Here is a 15,808-nt window from a genome sequence, read left to right as displayed (position 1 = left end):
TGACCGAACGGGGACCCACGATGTCAACATGTGTGGGGGAGCGCCTAGGCTTGGCCCATGACTAGCGTGCCCATCAGCGTGCCGGGAGGTGCGGATCGGTGCCTTGTCATGGGTGTGGTCAATGTGACCCCCGATTCGTTCTCCGACGGCGGCCTGTGGTTCGACGAGGCGGCCGCCATCCAGCATGGCCTTGAGCTGGTTCAGGAGGGGGCCGACCTGGTCGACGTGGGCGGCGAGTCCACCCGTCCGGGCGCGGCCAGGGTGTCCCTGGAGGAGGAGCTGGCCAGGGTCGTCCCCGTGATCAGGGCACTCCACGCCGAGGGAGTGGCGGTCAGCGTCGACACGATGCGGGCCGAGGTGGCCAAGGCCGCGGTCGAGGCGGGGGCGCGGCTGGTCAACGACGTGAGCGGTGGTCTCGCCGACCCGGAGATGCCGCGCGTGGTGGCCGCGACCGGCGTCCCGTACGTCGTGATGCACTGGCGCGGCCACAGTCATGACATGGACAACCGCGCGGTCTACGCCGACGTGGTCACCGAGGTCCGCGAGGAGCTCGGCAAGCGGGTCGACCTGGTCCTGGCCGAAGGCGTCACGGAGCAGCAGATCGTGCTCGACCCCGGCCTGGGCTTCGCCAAGAACGCCGAGCACAACTGGGCACTGCTGGCCGGGATCCCCCAGCTGGCCGAGCTCGGCTACCCATTGCTCATCGGAGCGTCGCGCAAGCGCTTCCTCGGGCGCCTGCTGGCGGGTCCTGACGGCACACCCCGGCCGTTCAGCCGCAGCGACGCCGCGACGCTGGCCGTGACCGCACTGGCCGCCCAGGCGGGCGCCTGGTGCGTACGCGTCCACGAGGTGGGTCCCAACGCCGATGCCGTACGCGTGGCAGCCGCATGGAAGAGAGCCGGAGCCAACACATGAGCGTCGACACCGTCGCGATCGAGACGATCAACCAGGAGTTCTACGCCGCGATCGAGAACGCGGATCTCGACAAGATGACCGAGATCTGGGCCGAGGACACCGCCGACGACCAGGTGAGCTGCGTGCACCCGGGCTGGACCCTGCTCAGCGGCAGGTCCGAGGTGCTGCGGTCGTGGGCCCTGATCATGGCCAACACCACCTATATCCAGTTCGTGCTGACCGACGTCGACACGACCGTGCTGGGCGATGTGGCCGTGCTCACCTGCGTCGAGAACATCCTCACCGCCGGCGAGGAGGGTGAGTCCAGCTTCGCCGCGGGCAAGGTGGTGGCCAGTAACGTCTACATCCGCACCTCGCAGGGCTGGCGGCTGTGGATGCACCACGGTTCGCCGGTGCTCCAGGGAGATGACGACGAGGAGGAGGAAGGCGAGCTTGAGCCCTGATCGCATCGCTCTCAAGGGCCTGCGGGCCAGGGGGAGGCACGGCGTGCTCCCTGCCGAGCGGGAGCTCGGGCAGGAGTTCGTCGTGGACGCGACGTTGTTCCTCGACACCGCGCCGGCCGCGGCCGGCGACGACCTCACCAAGACCGTCCATTACGGAGAGCTGGCCGAGGCGCTGGTCAAGGTCGTGGAGGGCGAGCCGGTCGCGTTGATAGAGACGCTCGCGCAGCGGCTGGCCGACGTGTGCCTGGCCAGTGAGCTGGTGCGTAGGGTCGAGGTGAGCGTGCACAAACCGGCGGCGCCCATCCCGCTGCCGTTCGACGACGTGGTCGTGACCATTGAGCGGAGCCGCGTATGAAAGTCGTCCTCGCTCTCGGCAGCAATCTGGGGCCCCGGTTCCAGACGTTGCAAGGCGCCGTGGACACCCTGTTCGACGCCCCAGGGCTGGAGTTCGTCCAGGCGTCGCCGGTCTACGAGACCGACCCTGTGGGCGGTCCGCCGGGACAGAAGCCGTATCTCAACGCGATCGTGATCGCGGAGACCAGCCTGCAGCCGCGCACGCTCCTGGAGCGGGCACAGAGCGTGGAGAACGCCTTCGGGCGGGTGCGCGCCGAGCGCTGGGGGCCGCGTACGCTCGACGTCGACCTGATCGTGGTGGGCGACACGATCTGCGACGAGCCGGAGCTGACGCTGCCGCATCCGCTCGCTCACGAGCGCGCGTTCGTGCTCGTGCCGTGGGCGAAGGCCGACCCCGACGCGGTGGTGCCCGGGCGCGGCCGGGTGGCGGAGCTGCTGGCGGGCATCGACCAGCAGGGGGTACGCCTGCGCGACGACCTGAAGCTGCAGAGGCCCGATTGAAGCCCACCCATCCGGGCCGCCTGGTCGGCATCATCGCTGTTGTCGCGCTGATCGCGTGGGCGGCGGTCAGGCCCTTCTATTCAGACCTGCCCCTGATGCCGTGGACGGCGATCCCGACCGTGCTGCTGCTGGCCATCGGCGAGGGTTACAGCGCCTGGGTGACCAAGGCCAGGATCGCCAGGAAGCCGGGCACCAAGCCGGTGGAGCCGCTGTCGGTGGCCCGGCTGGCCGCGCTGGCCAAGGCGTCGGCGTACGCGGGGGCGGTGTTCGGCGGGTTGTTCGCCGGGTTCGGGCTCTACACGGTGCAGATCCTGGACCGGGAGACGCCACGGGCGGAGTTCTTCGTCGCGGCGGGGTCGTTCGTGGCCTGCGTGGCGCTGATCTGCGCCGCCCTCTACCTGGAGCACGCCTGCCGGATCCCCAAGGACCAGGACGAGCACAAACCGGACTAAGACGAGCGCCTGCCGCGCTTATGGCCTCCACTTGGCGGAGGCGGCTCGGTCGCCTTGGAGCGCCTTCCCTCGTCGCTCTGGTCGCTGCGCTTCCGGCGCTCCTCAGTCCGGGCGACGGCGCTCCCTCGCGAAGAGGTAGATGACCGGGGCGGTGCAGATCAGCGGGCCGAGGATGGCGATCGGGCGCTCCAGCCACCATTTCAGGTCCGGCGGGATCTCGGTGCCCAGGCTGCCGAAGAGCCACCACGACAGGCCCAGCGCGATGGCCATCCCGGTCGTGTGGAAGAGGAAGAGCGGCAGCGAGTACCGGTTGATGAACTCGTTCACCCGTCGCCAGCCCGGACGCTCCAGCACCCGCTCCATCGACGGCCGCAGCACCTCCACCAGCCCGACCTGGAACAGCAGCAGGGCGACGATCACGAACGTGGGCGGCGCCATGTTCGACCACTTGTCGCCCGGAACGCCCACCATCGAGCCCGGGTAGATGCCCGAATAGACGAGGCCGAACAGGGCGAACAGCCCCGTCCAGAGCACCGCGATGTCATAACGCCTGGGCAGGATGACGATCCGGTCGTAGAAGAACCCGGCCTGGTGGGCGAGCCCCCAGACGATGATCATGTTGAGCCAGCCGACCCAGTCGACCCCGTACCGGAAGCGCACCACGTCCACCACCAGCGACGCGCCGCCGAGCCAGATCAGCGTCAGCACGTCGTAGCGGCGGTGCAGCCAGAGCGCCACGGGCAGCAGCGCGATCAGGACGAGGTAGACGCCCAGGAACCACAGCGGGCTGAGCACCAGCAGCACCACCCGCCACATCCAGTCGACCTGGAACGTGTACGTCACGACCGCCCCGATGGCGATCCACACCCCGGAAAGGAACAGGGCGGGTAATGCCAGCGCGCGGATGCGCCGCCAGACGAACGAGCCGATGCCGACGCCGCGTTCCTTGGCCCGCTCCCAGGACAGCAGGTGCACGTGGCCGCCGACGTAGAAGAACAGCGGCAGCACCTGCAGCAGCCAGGTCAGGATCCACAGCCCCGAGGTGAAGCCCAGCGGGCTGGTGGGCTCGGGGCCGCTCGGCTTCCACTCCAGGATGGTGAACGCCCAGTGCCAGACCACCACGACGCACAGGCTCAGGGCGCGGAGCCAGTCGACGTACTTGTCGCGCTCGACTTTCACTTGTCGATGTCACCCACGACGAAGAACATCGAGCCGAGGATGGCCACCATGTCGGCGACCAGGTGGCCGGGCAGCATCTCCCGCAGCACCTGGACGTTGCTGTACGAGGCCGAGCGCAGCTTGAGCCGCCACGGGGTCTTGTCGCCCTTGGAGACCAGGTAGTAGCCGTTGATGCCGAGAGGGTTCTCGGTCCACGCGTACGTGTGGCCCTCCGGCACCTTGAGCACCTTCGGCAGGCGCTGGTTGATCGGCCCGGGTGGCAGCGAGCGCAGCCGCGAGACGCAGGCGTCGGCCAGGTCGAGCGAGACCTTGAGCTGGTCGAACAGCACCTCGAACCGGGAGTGGCAGTCGCCGGCCTGCCGCGTGACGACCTTCACGGGCAGCTCGGGGTAGGCGAGGTACGGGTCGTCGCGGCGCAGGTCGAAGTCCACGCCGGAGGCCCTGGCGATGGGGCCGCTGACGCCGTACTGCATGATCTGCTCGCGGGAGAGCACGCCGACGCCCCTGGTGCGGGCGATGAAGATCTCGTTGTGCAGGATGAGGTTCTCGATGTCGGGCACCCGGCGGCGGGTCTCCGCGACGGCCTCCGACACCCGGTCGAGCCAGCCGAGCGGCAGGTCCTCCTTGAGGCCCCCGACCCGGTTGAACATGTAGTGCATGCGGCCGCCGGAGATCTCCTCCATGACCGCCTGGATGCGCTCGCGCTCGTTGAACGAGTAGAACAGCGGCGTGATCGCGCCGAGCTCCAGCGGATAGGAGCCGAGGAACATCAGGTGGTTGAGCACCCGGTTGAGCTCGGCCAGCAGCGTGCGCGCCCACACGGCCCGGACCGGGGGCTCCATGCCGAGCAGGCGTTCGGCGGCCAGCACCACGCCCAGCTCGTTCGCGAACCCCGACAGCCAGTCGTGCCTGTTGGCCAGCATGATGATCTGACGGTAGTCGCGGACCTCGAACAGCTTCTCCGCGCCCCGGTGCATGTAGCCGATGATCGGCTCGGCGGCGGTGATGCGTTCGCCGTCGAGCGTCAGCCTGAGCCGGAGCACCCCGTGGGTCGACGGGTGCTGCGGGCCGATGTTGAGGATCATGTCCTCGGTGGCCAGCTCTTTTGCACCCGCGCCGATCCCGACCACACGTTCCGTCATATGGCAATGCTGCCACCGCGCCGGTTGCTGGGCCAGGGCGGGGCCGGGTCAAGGAATGGTACGGAAACGCATCCCTAACTCGGACACGGGGAGGAATACAAGGAACCGGGGGGAGATAACACCATGAAGAGAGTTGTGTTTGATGTCGCGGCGTTGATCGCACGGGTGGTGACCGGCGTGATCTTCTTGGTCCACGGCGCGCAGAAGTGGGAGGGCGGCCTTGCGGCCACGGGGCAGGCGTTCAAGGGGATGGGGATCCCGATGCCGGAGCTCGCCGCCATGTTCGCGACCGTCGTCGAGATGGCGGGCGGCATTTTCCTGATCCTGGGCCTGCTGGTGCGCCTGGTGGGGCTGGTGTTGCTGATCAACATGCTGGGCGCCATCACGTACGTGCACGCGGGGCACGGGGTGCTGTCCAGCGCCGGCGGCTGGGAGCTGCCCGGCGCGCTCGGGTCACTGGCCCTGTTGTTCCTGGCGCTGGGGGGCGGCCGGATCGGGATCGACGGGATCTTCGCCGCGATGTTCCGCCGGCGCTCGGAACGCCGGGCCGCCGAGGAGGAAAGCGCCGCGCGGCCACAGCGTCCGGAGCCGTCGAACGTCACGACCAGGCCCGCCGGCCTCACGACGCCCGCCGAGGCGCCTCGGGTGCCCAGGCAGCCGACCGAGCACCGGGCCGGCGGGGTCAACGACGACGACATGAGGGACATCGACGCCCTGGTCTCCGACGAGCCGCCGCCGCACCGCAAGCCGCCGAACCGCTCCGACGCCGTCTAGCGGCCGACTCAGCGATTCACGAGGTCCCGCACGGCCTCGACCAACCGGTCCACGTGCTCCTGCGTGGAGCCGATGCCGATGGAGGCCCGCACCGCGGAGGCGGTGCCGTCCTCACATCCGCCGTCGGCCTCGCCAAGAAGGTGCCGGACGAACGGGTGCGCGCAGAACTTGCCGTCGCGCACCCCGATGCCGTACTCGCCGGACAGCGCCTCGGCCACCTCGCGGGCCGAGTAGCCGGCCACGGTGAACGACACGATGCCGACGCGCGGGTGGTCGTCCCCCCACAGCGACAGCTCCCGTACGCCCTCGATCGAGGCCAGCCCCGACCGCAGGCGCGCGATCAGCCGCTCCTCCTCCCGCACCAGCGCGGTCCAGCCGGTGGCCGTCAGCGCGTCGCAGGCGGCGGCCAGGGCGATGGCGCCCAGCACGTTCGGGGTGCCCGCCTCGTGCCGCGGCTCCGGGTCGTCGTGCCACTCGGTGTCGTCGCCCACGGAGCGCACCGCGCCGCCGCCCTTGAGGTACGGCTCGCCGTCCGCGAGCCAGTCCCGCCGCCCGACCAGCACCCCGGCGCCGAACGGCGCGTACAGCTTGTGCCCGGAGAAGGCCACGTAGTCCAGGTCGAGCGCGGTCAGGTTGAGCCGCCGGTGCGGTACGAGCTGGGCGGCGTCCACCAGGATGCGGGCGCCGTGCCGGTGCGCGACGTGGGCCAGGGCGGCGATGGGCCAGAGCTCGCCGGTGACGTTGGAGGCGGCGGTGACCACGAGCAGCTTGGGGCCGTCGATGCCGGCCAGGGCCGCGTCGGCGGCGCGGACGGCCTCGCCGGGGAAGGCGGGCGGCGCCAGCCGTACGGACTTCTCCCAGGGGAGGAGAGAGGCGTGGTGCTCGGTGTCGAAGACCACGGTGGTCGTGCCGGCGGGCAGGCAGCGGGCCAGGAGGTTCGTGGCGTCGGTGGTGTTGCGGGTGAAGATCACGGCGTCGTCCGGGCGGGCCCCGACGAACGCCCGCACCGTGTGGCGGGCCTGCTCGTAGCGGGCGGTGGTGAGCTGCGAGGCGTAGCCCGCGCCCCGGTGGACGCTGGAGTAGGCCGGGAGCGCGGCGGTGACGGCGGCGCTGACCGGCTCGAGACAGGGGGCGCTGGCGGCGTAGTCGAGGTTGGCGTAGCCGACGAGCCTGCCGCCCTTGACCGGCACCTCGAGATCGGCACCGAGCACGGCGGGGATCGGCCTGCTCGTGGCGACCGGAACGGCCTCGGCCTCGGCGGCGCGAGCGGGGACGGAGCTGAAGATCGTCAACGTGGACACGGCACATCTCCCTCAGGGTCATCGGACCCCTGGAAGCAGCCACGGAGCCCGCGCTTGCCCGCCACACTTCGTGACGGACCAGGTCTTCACCCGGGGCACCCCGCCGCGGACGCGAGGGTTGCCGGCCAGCTAGCCGGGGCTTGTCGCTGGCACTCATGACCTACGGCGGAGACTATAACCCAATCCCCTCCATCGATCGCAAGTCGGTGAACTTATCCGGCGGCTGACTCGTTGCTACCGGAAATCCCGCTCATGTGTCATGGAGGTGCGTAAATGTTGGACTGGGTAACCGACCCGCAGATCTGGATCGGTTTCTTCACCCTGGTCGCCCTGGAGATCGTGCTGGGGATCGACAACATCATCTTCATCTCCATCCTGGCCGGGAAACTACCTCCCGAACAACGGGACAGAGCCCGGGTGCTGGGTCTGGGGGCGGCCCTGATCACCCGGCTGCTCCTGCTGCTCGCCCTGTCGTGGGTGGTGCAGCTCACCGAGCCGCTGTTCGCCGTCTTCGGTCACGAAATATCGGGACGCGACCTGATCCTGCTGCTCGGCGGCCTGTTCCTGCTGGGCAAGAGCGTCACCGAGATCGGCCACAGCATGGACGGCCCCGTGGGCAAGGACGGCAAGAAGGCCGCGGCCGCCTCCTTCGCCTCGGTGATCATCCAGATCATGGTGCTGGACATCGTGTTCTCGCTCGACTCCGTCATCACCGCCGTCGGCATGGTCGACACGCTCGGCGTGATGATCGCGGCGGTCGTGGTGGCGGTGCTGGTGATGCTGTTCGCCTCGGGACCGATCAGCAGGTTCGTGGACCGGCACCCGAGCATCAAGATGCTGGCGCTGTCGTTCCTCGTGCTGATCGGCGTGGTGCTCATCGCCGAGGGCTTCGGCCAGCACATCCCCAAGGGCTACATCTACTTCGCGATGGCGTTCTCGCTGGTCGTCGAGCTGCTGAACATCCGGATGCGGAGCAAGCGGGCGGTGCCACAGGAGGATCCCACTCCATAAGATGAAATAGTGCGATTTGACCCTTGGGATCCGGATTTCGTGGCGCATCCGTACCGGGTGTACGACGAGCTGAGGCGCGAGGCGCCGGTCAGCTACTTCGAGCCGACGAACCAGTGGCTGATCTCACGTCATGCCGACGTGAACGCCCTGCTCAGGGACCGCCGCCTGGGGCGGTCCCACCTCCACGTGGCCACCAACGAGGAGTTCGGGAGGCCGGCGGAGCCGGAGTTCCAGGAGCCGTTCTGGCGGGTGATCAGGGCGGGCATGCTCGACGTGGAGCCGCCGGTGCACACCAGGCTGCGCCGGCTGGTCTCCAAGGCGTTCACGCCGCGGATGGTCGAGTCGCTGCGTCCCCGGGTACGCGCCATCGCCGCGGGCCTGGTGGACGCGTTCGTGGAGAAGGGCGGCGGCGACCTGCTCGCCGAGGTAGCCGAGCCGCTCCCGGTGACGGTGATCGCGGAGATGCTCGGCATCCCCCACGCCGACCGTCACCTGCTGCGCCCCTGGTCGGCGGAGATCTGCGGCATGTACGAGCTCAACCCGAGCCTTGAAGCCCAGCACACGGCGGTACGGGCGGCGTCGCAGTTCGCCGACTACCTCAAGACCCTGGCCGCGGAGCGCCGCCGGGCTCCCGGCGACGACCTGATCAGCGCGCTGGCGCAGATCGACGAGCTGACCGAGGACGAGCTGGTCGGCACGTGCGTGCTGCTGCTCAACGCCGGCCACGAGGCCACCGTGAACGTGACGGGCAACGGCTGGTGGTCCCTGTTCCGCAACCCCTCCGAACTGGCCCGGCTGCGCGAGGACCGCTCGCTGCTGCCCACGGCCGTCGAGGAGGTGATGCGCTGGGACACGCCGCTGCAGATGTTCGAACGCTGGGTGCTGGAGGACATCGAGGTGCACGGGGTGGAGATCCCGCGCGGGTCGGAGGTGGCGTTGCTGTTCGGCTCGGCCAACCGCGACCCGGCGGTCTTCGAGGACCCGGACCGGCTCGACGTGGGGCGGGCCGACAATCCGCACATCTCGTTCGGGGCCGGGATCCACTTCTGCCTGGGCGCGCCGCTGGCCCGCATCGAGCTCATCGAGTCGTACGGCGCGCTCCTGGACCGGGCGGCCAAGCTCGAGCTGCGGGAGGAGCCGAGCTGGAGGCCCGGCTACATCATCAGGGGGCTGCGGTCGCTGGAGGTCACCGCCGCTGGCTGAGCCAGCCGAACCCGCCGAGCCCCGCCGGGTCGATCAGCTCACCCTCCTCCGACGCCCTGGCCAGCGCCCGGATGTAAGTGCGCGGCTCGGTGCGGGCCAGGTCGATCGGGGGCCTGGTGCCGGTGATCCCCAAAGCCCTCAGCGCGTCGCGCTGTGTGGACAAGGCTGTGGATATCGCGCCGGCCTGGCGCCCGGCCTCGGCGCACGCGTCAAGCGCGACATGAGCCGTGATATCGCAGGTCCCATCGGGGATCGGGGCAACGACCGCGCCGTCGCGGTAACCGGTCAACGTGCCACAGAGCGGCCGGTTATCCACAGGGTGTGCATAATCCACGGCAATCGCTCGGCCCCTTGTGAGGCGTCCCAGGACGGAGGCCCACGCCTCGTCGCGGGGGCGGCCGATCTCCGCGCGCGAGCCCACCCGGGTCAGCGGCCACCACCGGTCGAGCCAGGCGCAGTCGTCAGGTCGCGGTGGCCCGCCGAGGCGCTCCTCGCCGGTGCGGACGTTCACCATGATGAGGCGTGGTCCGGCGGAGGTCTGCTCCACCACGTCGAGCGGCACGTTGTCGAGCCACTCGTTGGCGATGGCCAGGCCCGTGATGCCGGTGGGCACGCTCGGTCGCCAGGCGATCCGCTCGGGCAGGCCGTCCGGCCTGGGGGAGAGGTCGACGGCGGTGACGCGGAGCCGGTCGCGCAGCGCGGGCTCGGCGGCCTCCAGCACCTGGGCGAGCAGCGTGCCCTCGCCCGCGCCGATGTCGACCAGGTCGAGCACGTCAGGACCGCCGAGCTCGGCGTCCACCTCCGACAGCAACGCCAGCACCGCGTCGGCGAACGCCGGGGAGGCGCTGACCGAGGTCCGGAAGTGGCCTGAAGGGCGTTCGCGAAGGTAGAAGCCCTCCTCGCCATACAGCGCGCGCTCCATTGCGGCGCGCCAGGTGAGCCACATGTCTGGACTATCTCATGACTTTCGGGTGACACGCATCGTCATCATTTGGCTACTCATTGTCGCCGACTTGCGGTACGTTTACCTAATGTCATCGAGCGTTCGCTCTGCGTCACGCCCATTTGGCGCGACCGACCGCTCCCGAGCAAGCACCAGCGGCCCCAGGCCGCGAAACCGAGAGGAGCCCTCGTGCTGAAGAAGGTCATGGTCGTCACAGGAGCCGTCGCCATGCTGTCGCTCGCGGCCCCGGCGCACGCCGACACGACCAGCGGCAACGGCAGTGTGCTCGGCGGCAACCAGCTGCACCTTCCGATCGCGATCCCGATCAACATCTGTGGCAACGCCGTGGCCGTCATCGGCGCCGCGTTCGCCGGCTGCCAGGGCGGTGCCACCGCCTACGTGCCGAGCCACCACTGAAAGAAGAGAGAGCCCGGGCCGGCACTCGTCCGGCCCGGGCTCCGACTCCGGCTGGTCGGTCGGCGAGCGGCCGGCCGGTCGCACCTCCAAGAGGTCACATCCTGCGGGCGTCGGGTCCTGGATGAGGGGACTCGGCGCCCGCTGCCATGCGATGAAACCCCTCTCCTCATCTCTTCCGACAGGGGTGCACGTTTTGTATGCCCTTGTCGCTTTTGTCGTTAACTCAACGGGCGGCAAAACCGCGGTCACGTAGGAGCCCTCGGGCGAGTCGCGAGACGCGCCCGACAGTCCGCAGCCCTTGAGAGGCCGTTACGCTGGTCGGCAGTGCCACAACAGAAGCCTGCTCGTCGGACCGGAGTCCTGCTCGTCGTGCCTGGTTGAGGCCAGGGCGGCAGTCCGGCCGGCAGGCTTCTCATCAGCAGGTCGACAGGGGTGTGACGTCATGGACGCAGGGGATCGCCCGGCACGGCTGACTGTCGGCGTACTCGGGGCGGGCAAGGTCGGCTCGGCCCTCGGTGCCGCACTGGCTCAGGCGGGCCACCGGATCGCGGCCGCGAGCGGCGTTTCGGACAATTCACAGCGATGGGCGGCCGACCGGCTCGGCGTCAAGCCGTCCAGGCCCGACGAGGTGGTCGCGCAGGCCCAGCTCATCCTGCTCACCGTGCCCGACGACGCGCTGCCCGACCTCGTCAACGGGCTGGCCACGACGGGCGCCGACCTCCACGGCAAGCTGCTGGTCCACACCAGCGGGGCGTACGGTCTGTCCGTGCTGGAGCCGGCGGCCAAGGCCGGCGCGCTGCCGCTCGCGCTGCACCCGGTGATGACCTTCACGGGCAGGGACGACGACCTCAACAAGCTCACCGGCATCTCGTACGGCGTGACCGCCCCCGACGTGCTGCGGCCCATCGCCGAGGCCCTGGTGATCGAGATGGGCGGCGAGCCGGTCTGGATCGCCGACGCCGACCGCGCGCTCTACCACGCGGCGCTGGCCGGGGCCGCCAACCACATGGTCACCCTCATCGCCGAGTCGCAGGAGCTGCTGGGGCGCATCGGCGTCGAGCACCCGGGGCGGATGCTGGGCCCGCTGCTCGGGGCCGCGCTCGACAACGTGCTGCGGCTGGGCATCACGGGGCTGACCGGCCCGGTCGTCCGCGGCGACGCCGGCACCGTGCGCAGGCACGTGGACGCGCTGATCCTGGCGGCGCCCGAGGCGGCGGACGCCTACATCGCGCTGGCCCGCCTCACGGCCGACCGCGCGCTGGCCGCGGGGCTGCTCAAACCGGAGGAGGCGGAGCGGCTCCTCGACGCGCTGGGGGGCAACATATGGACCTGACGGTAAGGGGCATCTTATGGAGTTGATCGTCGCCAGGGGCCGGGAAGACCTGGTCAAGGCGCGTCGAGGTGGTGCGGTGGCTCTGGTGCCCACCATGGGTGCGCTGCACGAGGGGCACAGGTCGCTGATCAGGCAGGCCCGCGTCCGCGCCGATCAGGTCGTGGTCAGCATCTTCGTCAACCCCCTGCAATTCGGCCCAAGCGAGGATTTTTCACGCTATCCCCGTACATTCGACGCCGACCTGGACGTGTGCCGGGCCGAGGGCGTGGACGTCGTCTTCCATCCGGACGCCGCGGAGATGTACGCGTCCGACCGCCAGGTGAGCGTCTCCGCGGGCCACATGGGCTCGATCGTCGAGGGCGCCTTCCGGCCCGGCCACTTCGACGGCGTGCTGACGGTCGTGCTCAAGCTGTTCAACCTGGTCCAGCCCGACCTGGCGGTCTTCGGGCAGAAGGACGCCCAGCAGCTCGCCCTCATCCGCCGCATGGTCGCCGACCTCGACCTGCCCATCGAGATCCTGGGGGCGCCGACCGTACGCGAGCCCGACGGCCTGGCCCTGTCGAGCCGCAACCGCTACCTGTCCGACGACGACCGCCAGGTGGCGCTGGCGCTCTCCCGCGCGCTGCGGGCGGGCGCGGCCGAGCTCACCCCGGCCCGGGTCCGCACGGTGGCCCAGGAGGTGCTGGACGCGGCCGGGCCCCGGCTCACGACCGACTATCTGGCGCTGGTCGATCCGGCGACGTTCGTCGAGGTGGACGAGTCGTACGCAGGGATGGCCGTGCTCGCGGTCGCCGCCACGGTGGGCACCACCCGGCTGATCGACAACGTCACCCTCACCTTGAATCCCGCCTGAGGCGGATTACCGTCGGGTCATGACCGACGAGGAGCTGCGGGACGAGTTGCTCCGGCGCGCCGCTGGTCTCGCAGGTCGGGCACCGGGCCGCACGGGCGGCCTGGCTGCCGGCCCGGCACGCCACCTCCCGCCGGGCGCAGGGGGGTCTTCCACGAGGCGATGGCCGACGCGGTCGAGCGCGAGGAGGCCTCACCGCGCGACTTCGCGTACCTGGAGGACCGGGTACGCGTCCGCTCGGGCCGTAGCTCTACGGGACGCAGTTCCACGACGGCGCCGGCGGCCTGGAGCCCATGCCGATCGAGGACCCCGGCCTGCTCGACGAGCGCCGCGCGGCCGTGGGGCTGGAGCCGTTCGCCGAGTACGAGGCGTTCATCCGGAAAACAGAGGGCCGCTGACATCTCACTCCGCACGAGGCGTTATCGTCATATTGACGAAATCCCTCAGTGAGGAGATCCCTGATGAGTGCACCGGCGATTCCCCTGCGGCTGACCGCGCCCGCGGCCGGCTGGGCCGTCGAGGCGGACGTGGTCGTCATCGGCTCCGGCATCGCGGGCCTGACCGTGGCGCTGCGCCACGCGGAGCTGGAGCCGTCCGCCAAGGTGCTGGTCGTCACCAAGGACGTGCTGTCGGCGGGCTCCACCCGGTGGGCCCAGGGCGGCATCGCGGCCGTGCTCGACCCCCGCGACACCCCTGACGAGCACCTGAACGACACGTTGATCGCCGGGGTCGGGCTGTGCGACGTGCGGGCGGTGCGCACGCTCGTCACGGAGGGACCCGGCGCGGTGCGGCGGCTCATCGCCCGCGGCGCCCGTTTCGACCGCACCCCCGACGGGGAGCTCCAGCTCACCAGGGAGGGCGGGCACCGGCGGCACCGGATCGTGCACGCGGGCGGCGACGCAACGGGCGCCGAGGTGCAGCGGGCGCTCGTCGAGGCCGTGCGGGCCGCGGAGATCGAGGTGATCGAGCACGCGCTGGTGCTCGACCTGCTCAAGGACGCGAAGGGCCGGGCCAGGGGAGTGACGCTGCACGTCATGGGCGAGGGCGCCCGCGACGGGGTGGGCGCGGTGCGCGCCAGGGCGGTGGTGCTGGCCACCGGCGGCATGGGCCAGGTCTACTCGGCCACCACCAACCCCGCCGTCTCCACCGGCGACGGGGTCGCGCTCGCGCTGCGGGCCGGGGCCGTGGTGCGCGACATCGAGTTCGTCCAGTTCCATCCGACCGTGCTGTGGCTCGGCGAGGGCTCGACGGGCCAGCAGCCGCTGATCTCGGAGGCGGTCAGGGGCGAGGGCGCGTACCTGGTCGACCACGAGGACGTCAGATTCATGCAGGGCGCGCACGAGCTGGCCGACCTGGCGCCGCGCGACATCGTGGCCAAGGCGATCATGCGCAGGATGCGCGAGACGGGCCGCGACCACGTGTACCTCGACGGCCGCCACTTCGGCCGCGAGAAGTGGGAGACCCGCTTCCCCACGATCTACGCCGTCTGCCGCGAGCACGGCATCGACCCGGTCACCGAGCCGATCCCCGTGGCCCCGGCCGCCCATTACGCGAGCGGCGGCGTCATGACGGACCTGCGCGGCCGTACCTCGATCGAGGGCCTGTACGCGTGCGGCGAGGTGGCCTGCACCGGCGTGCACGGCGCCAACCGGCTGGCCTCCAACTCCCTGCTCGAAGGCCTCGTCTTCGCCGAGCGCATCGCCGAGGACATCCAGGCGGTACGCCCCGCGCCGGGCGAGCCGGTCGAGAGCGGCGCCGCCTCCGCCCTGGTGGACCCGAGGGTCAGGCCCAGGATCCAGGCGCACATGAGCACCGGGGCGAGCGTGCTGCGCAGCCGCGAGTCGCTGCTGGCCACGGCCAGGGCGCTGCGCGACGCCCGCTGGACGCCGGTCGAGGTGGCCGCCTGCACCGAGTCCTGGGAGGCCACCAACCTGCTCACCGTCGCCACCGTGCTCACCGGCGCGGCGGCGGCCAGGCTCGAGACCCGCGGCTCGCACTGGCGCGAGGACTACGACACCCGTGACGACAACGAATGGCTGGGCCACCTGGACGTGAGCCTGACCGAGGAGGGTCCCCGCATGACGTACACGCCCCACCGCGACGCGATGCCGGCGCGCCTGGCGCAGGAGCTCACCGCCGCCGGGCTGGACCCGGCCGAGGTGGACGCGCTGATCGACCGGGCGCTGGCCGAGGACCTCCAGGAGGCCGGCGACGTGACGAGCCTGGCCACGATCCCGGCCGAGCAGCGCTCGGTGGCCGACGTGGTGGCCCGCAAGGACGGCGTCGTGGCCGGGCTGGCGGTCGCGGAGGCGGTGTTCGTCCGGCTGGGCGCCGCCCGTACCGAGAGAAGGGCCAAGGACGGCGAGCGGGTGCGGGCCGGAGACGTGCTGATGACGGTCGAGGGGCCGGTACGGGCCCTGCTGACGGCCGAGCGCACCGCGCTCAACCTGCTCACGCACCTGTCCGGAGTGGCCACGCTGACCGGCAGGTGGGTGGAGGCGATCAGCGGCACGGCGGCGCGCGTGCGGGACAGCCGCAAGACGCTGCCGGGGCTGCGGGCGCTGGAGAAGTACGCGGTGCGCTGCGGCGGCGGCGTGAACCACCGGATGTCGCTGTCGGACGCCGCGCTGATCAAGGACAACCACGTCGTGGCGGCCGGTGGGGTGGCCGAGGCGTTCAGGGCGGTCAGGGAGCGCTACCCCGACCTGCCGATCGAGGTGGAGATCGACCGGCTCGATCAACTGGAGGCCGTATTGGACGAGGGAGCCGAGGAGATCCTGCTGGACAACTTCACGATCGAGGACACGGACCGCGCCGTACATGTCGTGAAAAATCGGGCAGGGAACAGGGTTGCGCTCGAAGCCAGCGGGGGATTGACCTTGGAATCGGCTCGTCGCGTGGCCGAAACTGGCGTTGACTATCTGGCGGTGGGAGCGCTGACGCACTCTGCGCCGGCTCTGGACATCGCATTGGATCTGCGGGGGTAATTG

General features: G+C 70.5%; 16 protein-coding genes and 1 riboswitch. Of the genes, 12 read left to right on the top strand and 4 right to left on the bottom strand.

Features of this window, described 5'->3' with window-relative positions; translation table 11 throughout:
- Positions 1-108 precede the first annotated feature (108 nt).
- From folP to ACWDX9_RS00975, 5 genes are read left to right on the top strand one after another with little or no spacing between them, the layout of a single operon-like run.
- Positions 109-915: a dihydropteroate synthase gene (gene folP, locus ACWDX9_RS00995; RefSeq protein WP_364245495.1), complete on the top strand. Its 807-nt coding sequence runs from the start codon at positions 109-111 to the stop codon at positions 913-915.
- Positions 912-1,358, top strand: a complete 447-nt coding sequence (locus ACWDX9_RS00990) for a nuclear transport factor 2 family protein (protein ID WP_364245492.1) — start codon at positions 912-914, stop codon at positions 1,356-1,358. Before folP ends, ACWDX9_RS00990 begins: the two co-directional genes overlap by 4 nt.
- The gene (gene folB / locus ACWDX9_RS00985; RefSeq protein ID WP_435054215.1) at positions 1,348-1,713 is read left to right on the top strand and encodes a dihydroneopterin aldolase; all 366 of its coding nucleotides are present in this window, start codon (positions 1,348-1,350) and stop codon (positions 1,711-1,713) included. Before ACWDX9_RS00990 ends, folB begins: the two co-directional genes overlap by 11 nt.
- Complete coding sequence (gene folK, locus ACWDX9_RS00980) at positions 1,710-2,213, top strand: 2-amino-4-hydroxy-6-hydroxymethyldihydropteridine diphosphokinase (protein ID WP_449947455.1); 504 nt, start codon at positions 1,710-1,712, stop codon at positions 2,211-2,213. The genes folB and folK overlap by 4 nt, the downstream gene beginning before the upstream one ends.
- Positions 2,210-2,665 carry a DUF3180 domain-containing protein gene (locus tag ACWDX9_RS00975; protein ID WP_350723765.1) on the top strand — a complete coding sequence of 152 codons (456 nt, stop codon included), beginning with the start codon at positions 2,210-2,212 and terminating at the stop codon, positions 2,663-2,665. Before folK ends, ACWDX9_RS00975 begins: the two co-directional genes overlap by 4 nt.
- A gap of 102 nt (positions 2,666-2,767) precedes the next feature.
- Here ACWDX9_RS00975 and ACWDX9_RS00970 read toward each other — a convergent pair whose 3' ends face one another.
- Positions 2,768-3,844 (bottom strand): acyltransferase family protein, encoded by a 1,077-nt coding sequence (locus ACWDX9_RS00970; RefSeq protein ID WP_449947452.1) that lies wholly within the window; start codon positions 3,842-3,844, stop codon positions 2,768-2,770.
- Complete coding sequence (locus tag ACWDX9_RS00965) at positions 3,841-4,986, bottom strand: NADH-quinone oxidoreductase subunit D (RefSeq protein ID WP_449947450.1); 1,146 nt, start codon at positions 4,984-4,986, stop codon at positions 3,841-3,843. The genes ACWDX9_RS00970 and ACWDX9_RS00965 overlap by 4 nt, the downstream gene beginning before the upstream one ends.
- Before the next feature lie 123 nt (positions 4,987-5,109).
- Between ACWDX9_RS00965 and ACWDX9_RS00960 the strand changes: the two genes are divergently transcribed.
- Positions 5,110-5,760, top strand: coding sequence for a DoxX family protein (locus tag ACWDX9_RS00960; protein WP_449947447.1), 651 nt, complete (start codon positions 5,110-5,112; stop codon positions 5,758-5,760).
- Between the two features lie 8 nt (positions 5,761-5,768).
- On the opposite strand, the gene ACWDX9_RS00955 is transcribed toward ACWDX9_RS00960, so the two are convergent.
- Entirely contained in the window at positions 5,769-7,061 is a 1,293-nt protein-coding gene (locus ACWDX9_RS00955; protein ID WP_449947444.1) for an aminotransferase class V-fold PLP-dependent enzyme, read from the bottom strand.
- A gap of 45 nt (positions 7,062-7,106) precedes the next feature.
- Positions 7,107-7,222: riboswitch (SAM riboswitch) on the bottom strand.
- Positions 7,223-7,334: 112 nt separating this feature from the next.
- Between ACWDX9_RS00955 and ACWDX9_RS00950 the strand changes: the two genes are divergently transcribed.
- Together ACWDX9_RS00950 and ACWDX9_RS00945 are read left to right on the top strand one after the other, a co-directional pair.
- Positions 7,335-8,072, top strand: coding sequence for a TerC family protein (locus ACWDX9_RS00950; RefSeq protein ID WP_449947441.1), 738 nt, complete (start codon positions 7,335-7,337; stop codon positions 8,070-8,072).
- A 9-nt stretch (positions 8,073-8,081) separates the two neighbouring features.
- Positions 8,082-9,275, top strand: coding sequence for a cytochrome P450 (locus ACWDX9_RS00945; RefSeq protein WP_449947439.1), 1,194 nt, complete (start codon positions 8,082-8,084; stop codon positions 9,273-9,275).
- On the opposite strand, the gene ACWDX9_RS00940 is transcribed toward ACWDX9_RS00945, so the two are convergent.
- On the bottom strand, positions 9,259-10,221 hold the full coding sequence (locus ACWDX9_RS00940) for an SAM-dependent methyltransferase (RefSeq protein WP_449947436.1): 963 nt from the start codon (positions 10,219-10,221) through the stop codon (positions 9,259-9,261). The two genes, ACWDX9_RS00945 and ACWDX9_RS00940, sit on opposite strands and share 17 nt — an antisense overlap.
- Positions 10,222-10,407: 186 nt before the next feature.
- On the opposite strand from ACWDX9_RS00940, the gene ACWDX9_RS00935 reads away from it, so the two are divergent.
- The 4 genes from ACWDX9_RS00935 to ACWDX9_RS00920 all read left to right on the top strand — a co-directional run bounded on the left by ACWDX9_RS00935 (position 10,408) and on the right by ACWDX9_RS00920 (position 15,805).
- Positions 10,408-10,635, top strand: coding sequence for a chaplin family protein (locus ACWDX9_RS00935; protein ID WP_350723755.1), 228 nt, complete (start codon positions 10,408-10,410; stop codon positions 10,633-10,635).
- Positions 10,636-11,077: 442 nt separating this feature from the next.
- Positions 11,078-11,968: a Rossmann-like and DUF2520 domain-containing protein gene (locus ACWDX9_RS00930; RefSeq protein ID WP_350723753.1), complete on the top strand. Its 891-nt coding sequence runs from the start codon at positions 11,078-11,080 to the stop codon at positions 11,966-11,968.
- A 16-nt stretch (positions 11,969-11,984) separates the two neighbouring features.
- Positions 11,985-12,821, top strand: coding sequence for a pantoate--beta-alanine ligase (gene panC, locus ACWDX9_RS00925; RefSeq protein ID WP_449947433.1), 837 nt, complete (start codon positions 11,985-11,987; stop codon positions 12,819-12,821).
- Between the two features lie 458 nt (positions 12,822-13,279).
- Positions 13,280-15,805, top strand: a complete 2,526-nt coding sequence (locus ACWDX9_RS00920; RefSeq protein ID WP_449947430.1) for an L-aspartate oxidase — start codon at positions 13,280-13,282, stop codon at positions 15,803-15,805.
- Positions 15,806-15,808 lie beyond the last annotated feature (3 nt).

The sequence above is a fragment of the Nonomuraea sp. NPDC003201 genome, assembly GCF_053590415.1.
This window is presented reverse-complemented; position numbering and strand designations above follow the sequence as displayed.

Bases quoted from the DNA above. Each gene is read 5' to 3' on its own strand.
- folP (WP_364245495.1), top strand. From the start codon at position 109: ATGGGTGTGGTCAATGTGACCCCCGATTCGTTCTCCGACGGCGGCCTG.
- ACWDX9_RS00990 (WP_364245492.1), top strand. From the start codon at position 912: ATGAGCGTCGACACCGTCGCGATCGAGACGATCAACCAGGAGTTCTAC.
- folK (WP_449947455.1), top strand. From the start codon at position 1,710: ATGAAAGTCGTCCTCGCTCTCGGCAGCAATCTGGGGCCCCGGTTCCAG.
- ACWDX9_RS00965 (WP_449947450.1), bottom strand. From the start codon at position 4,986: ATGACGGAACGTGTGGTCGGGATCGGCGCGGGTGCAAAAGAGCTGGCC.
- ACWDX9_RS00960 (WP_449947447.1), top strand. From the start codon at position 5,110: ATGAAGAGAGTTGTGTTTGATGTCGCGGCGTTGATCGCACGGGTGGTG.
- ACWDX9_RS00950 (WP_449947441.1), top strand. From the start codon at position 7,335: ATGTTGGACTGGGTAACCGACCCGCAGATCTGGATCGGTTTCTTCACC.
- ACWDX9_RS00940 (WP_449947436.1), bottom strand. From the start codon at position 10,221: ATGTGGCTCACCTGGCGCGCCGCAATGGAGCGCGCGCTGTATGGCGAG.
- ACWDX9_RS00930 (WP_350723753.1), top strand. From the start codon at position 11,078: ATGGACGCAGGGGATCGCCCGGCACGGCTGACTGTCGGCGTACTCGGG.
- panC (WP_449947433.1), top strand. From the start codon at position 11,985: ATGGAGTTGATCGTCGCCAGGGGCCGGGAAGACCTGGTCAAGGCGCGT.
- ACWDX9_RS00920 (WP_449947430.1), top strand. From the start codon at position 13,280: ATGAGTGCACCGGCGATTCCCCTGCGGCTGACCGCGCCCGCGGCCGGC.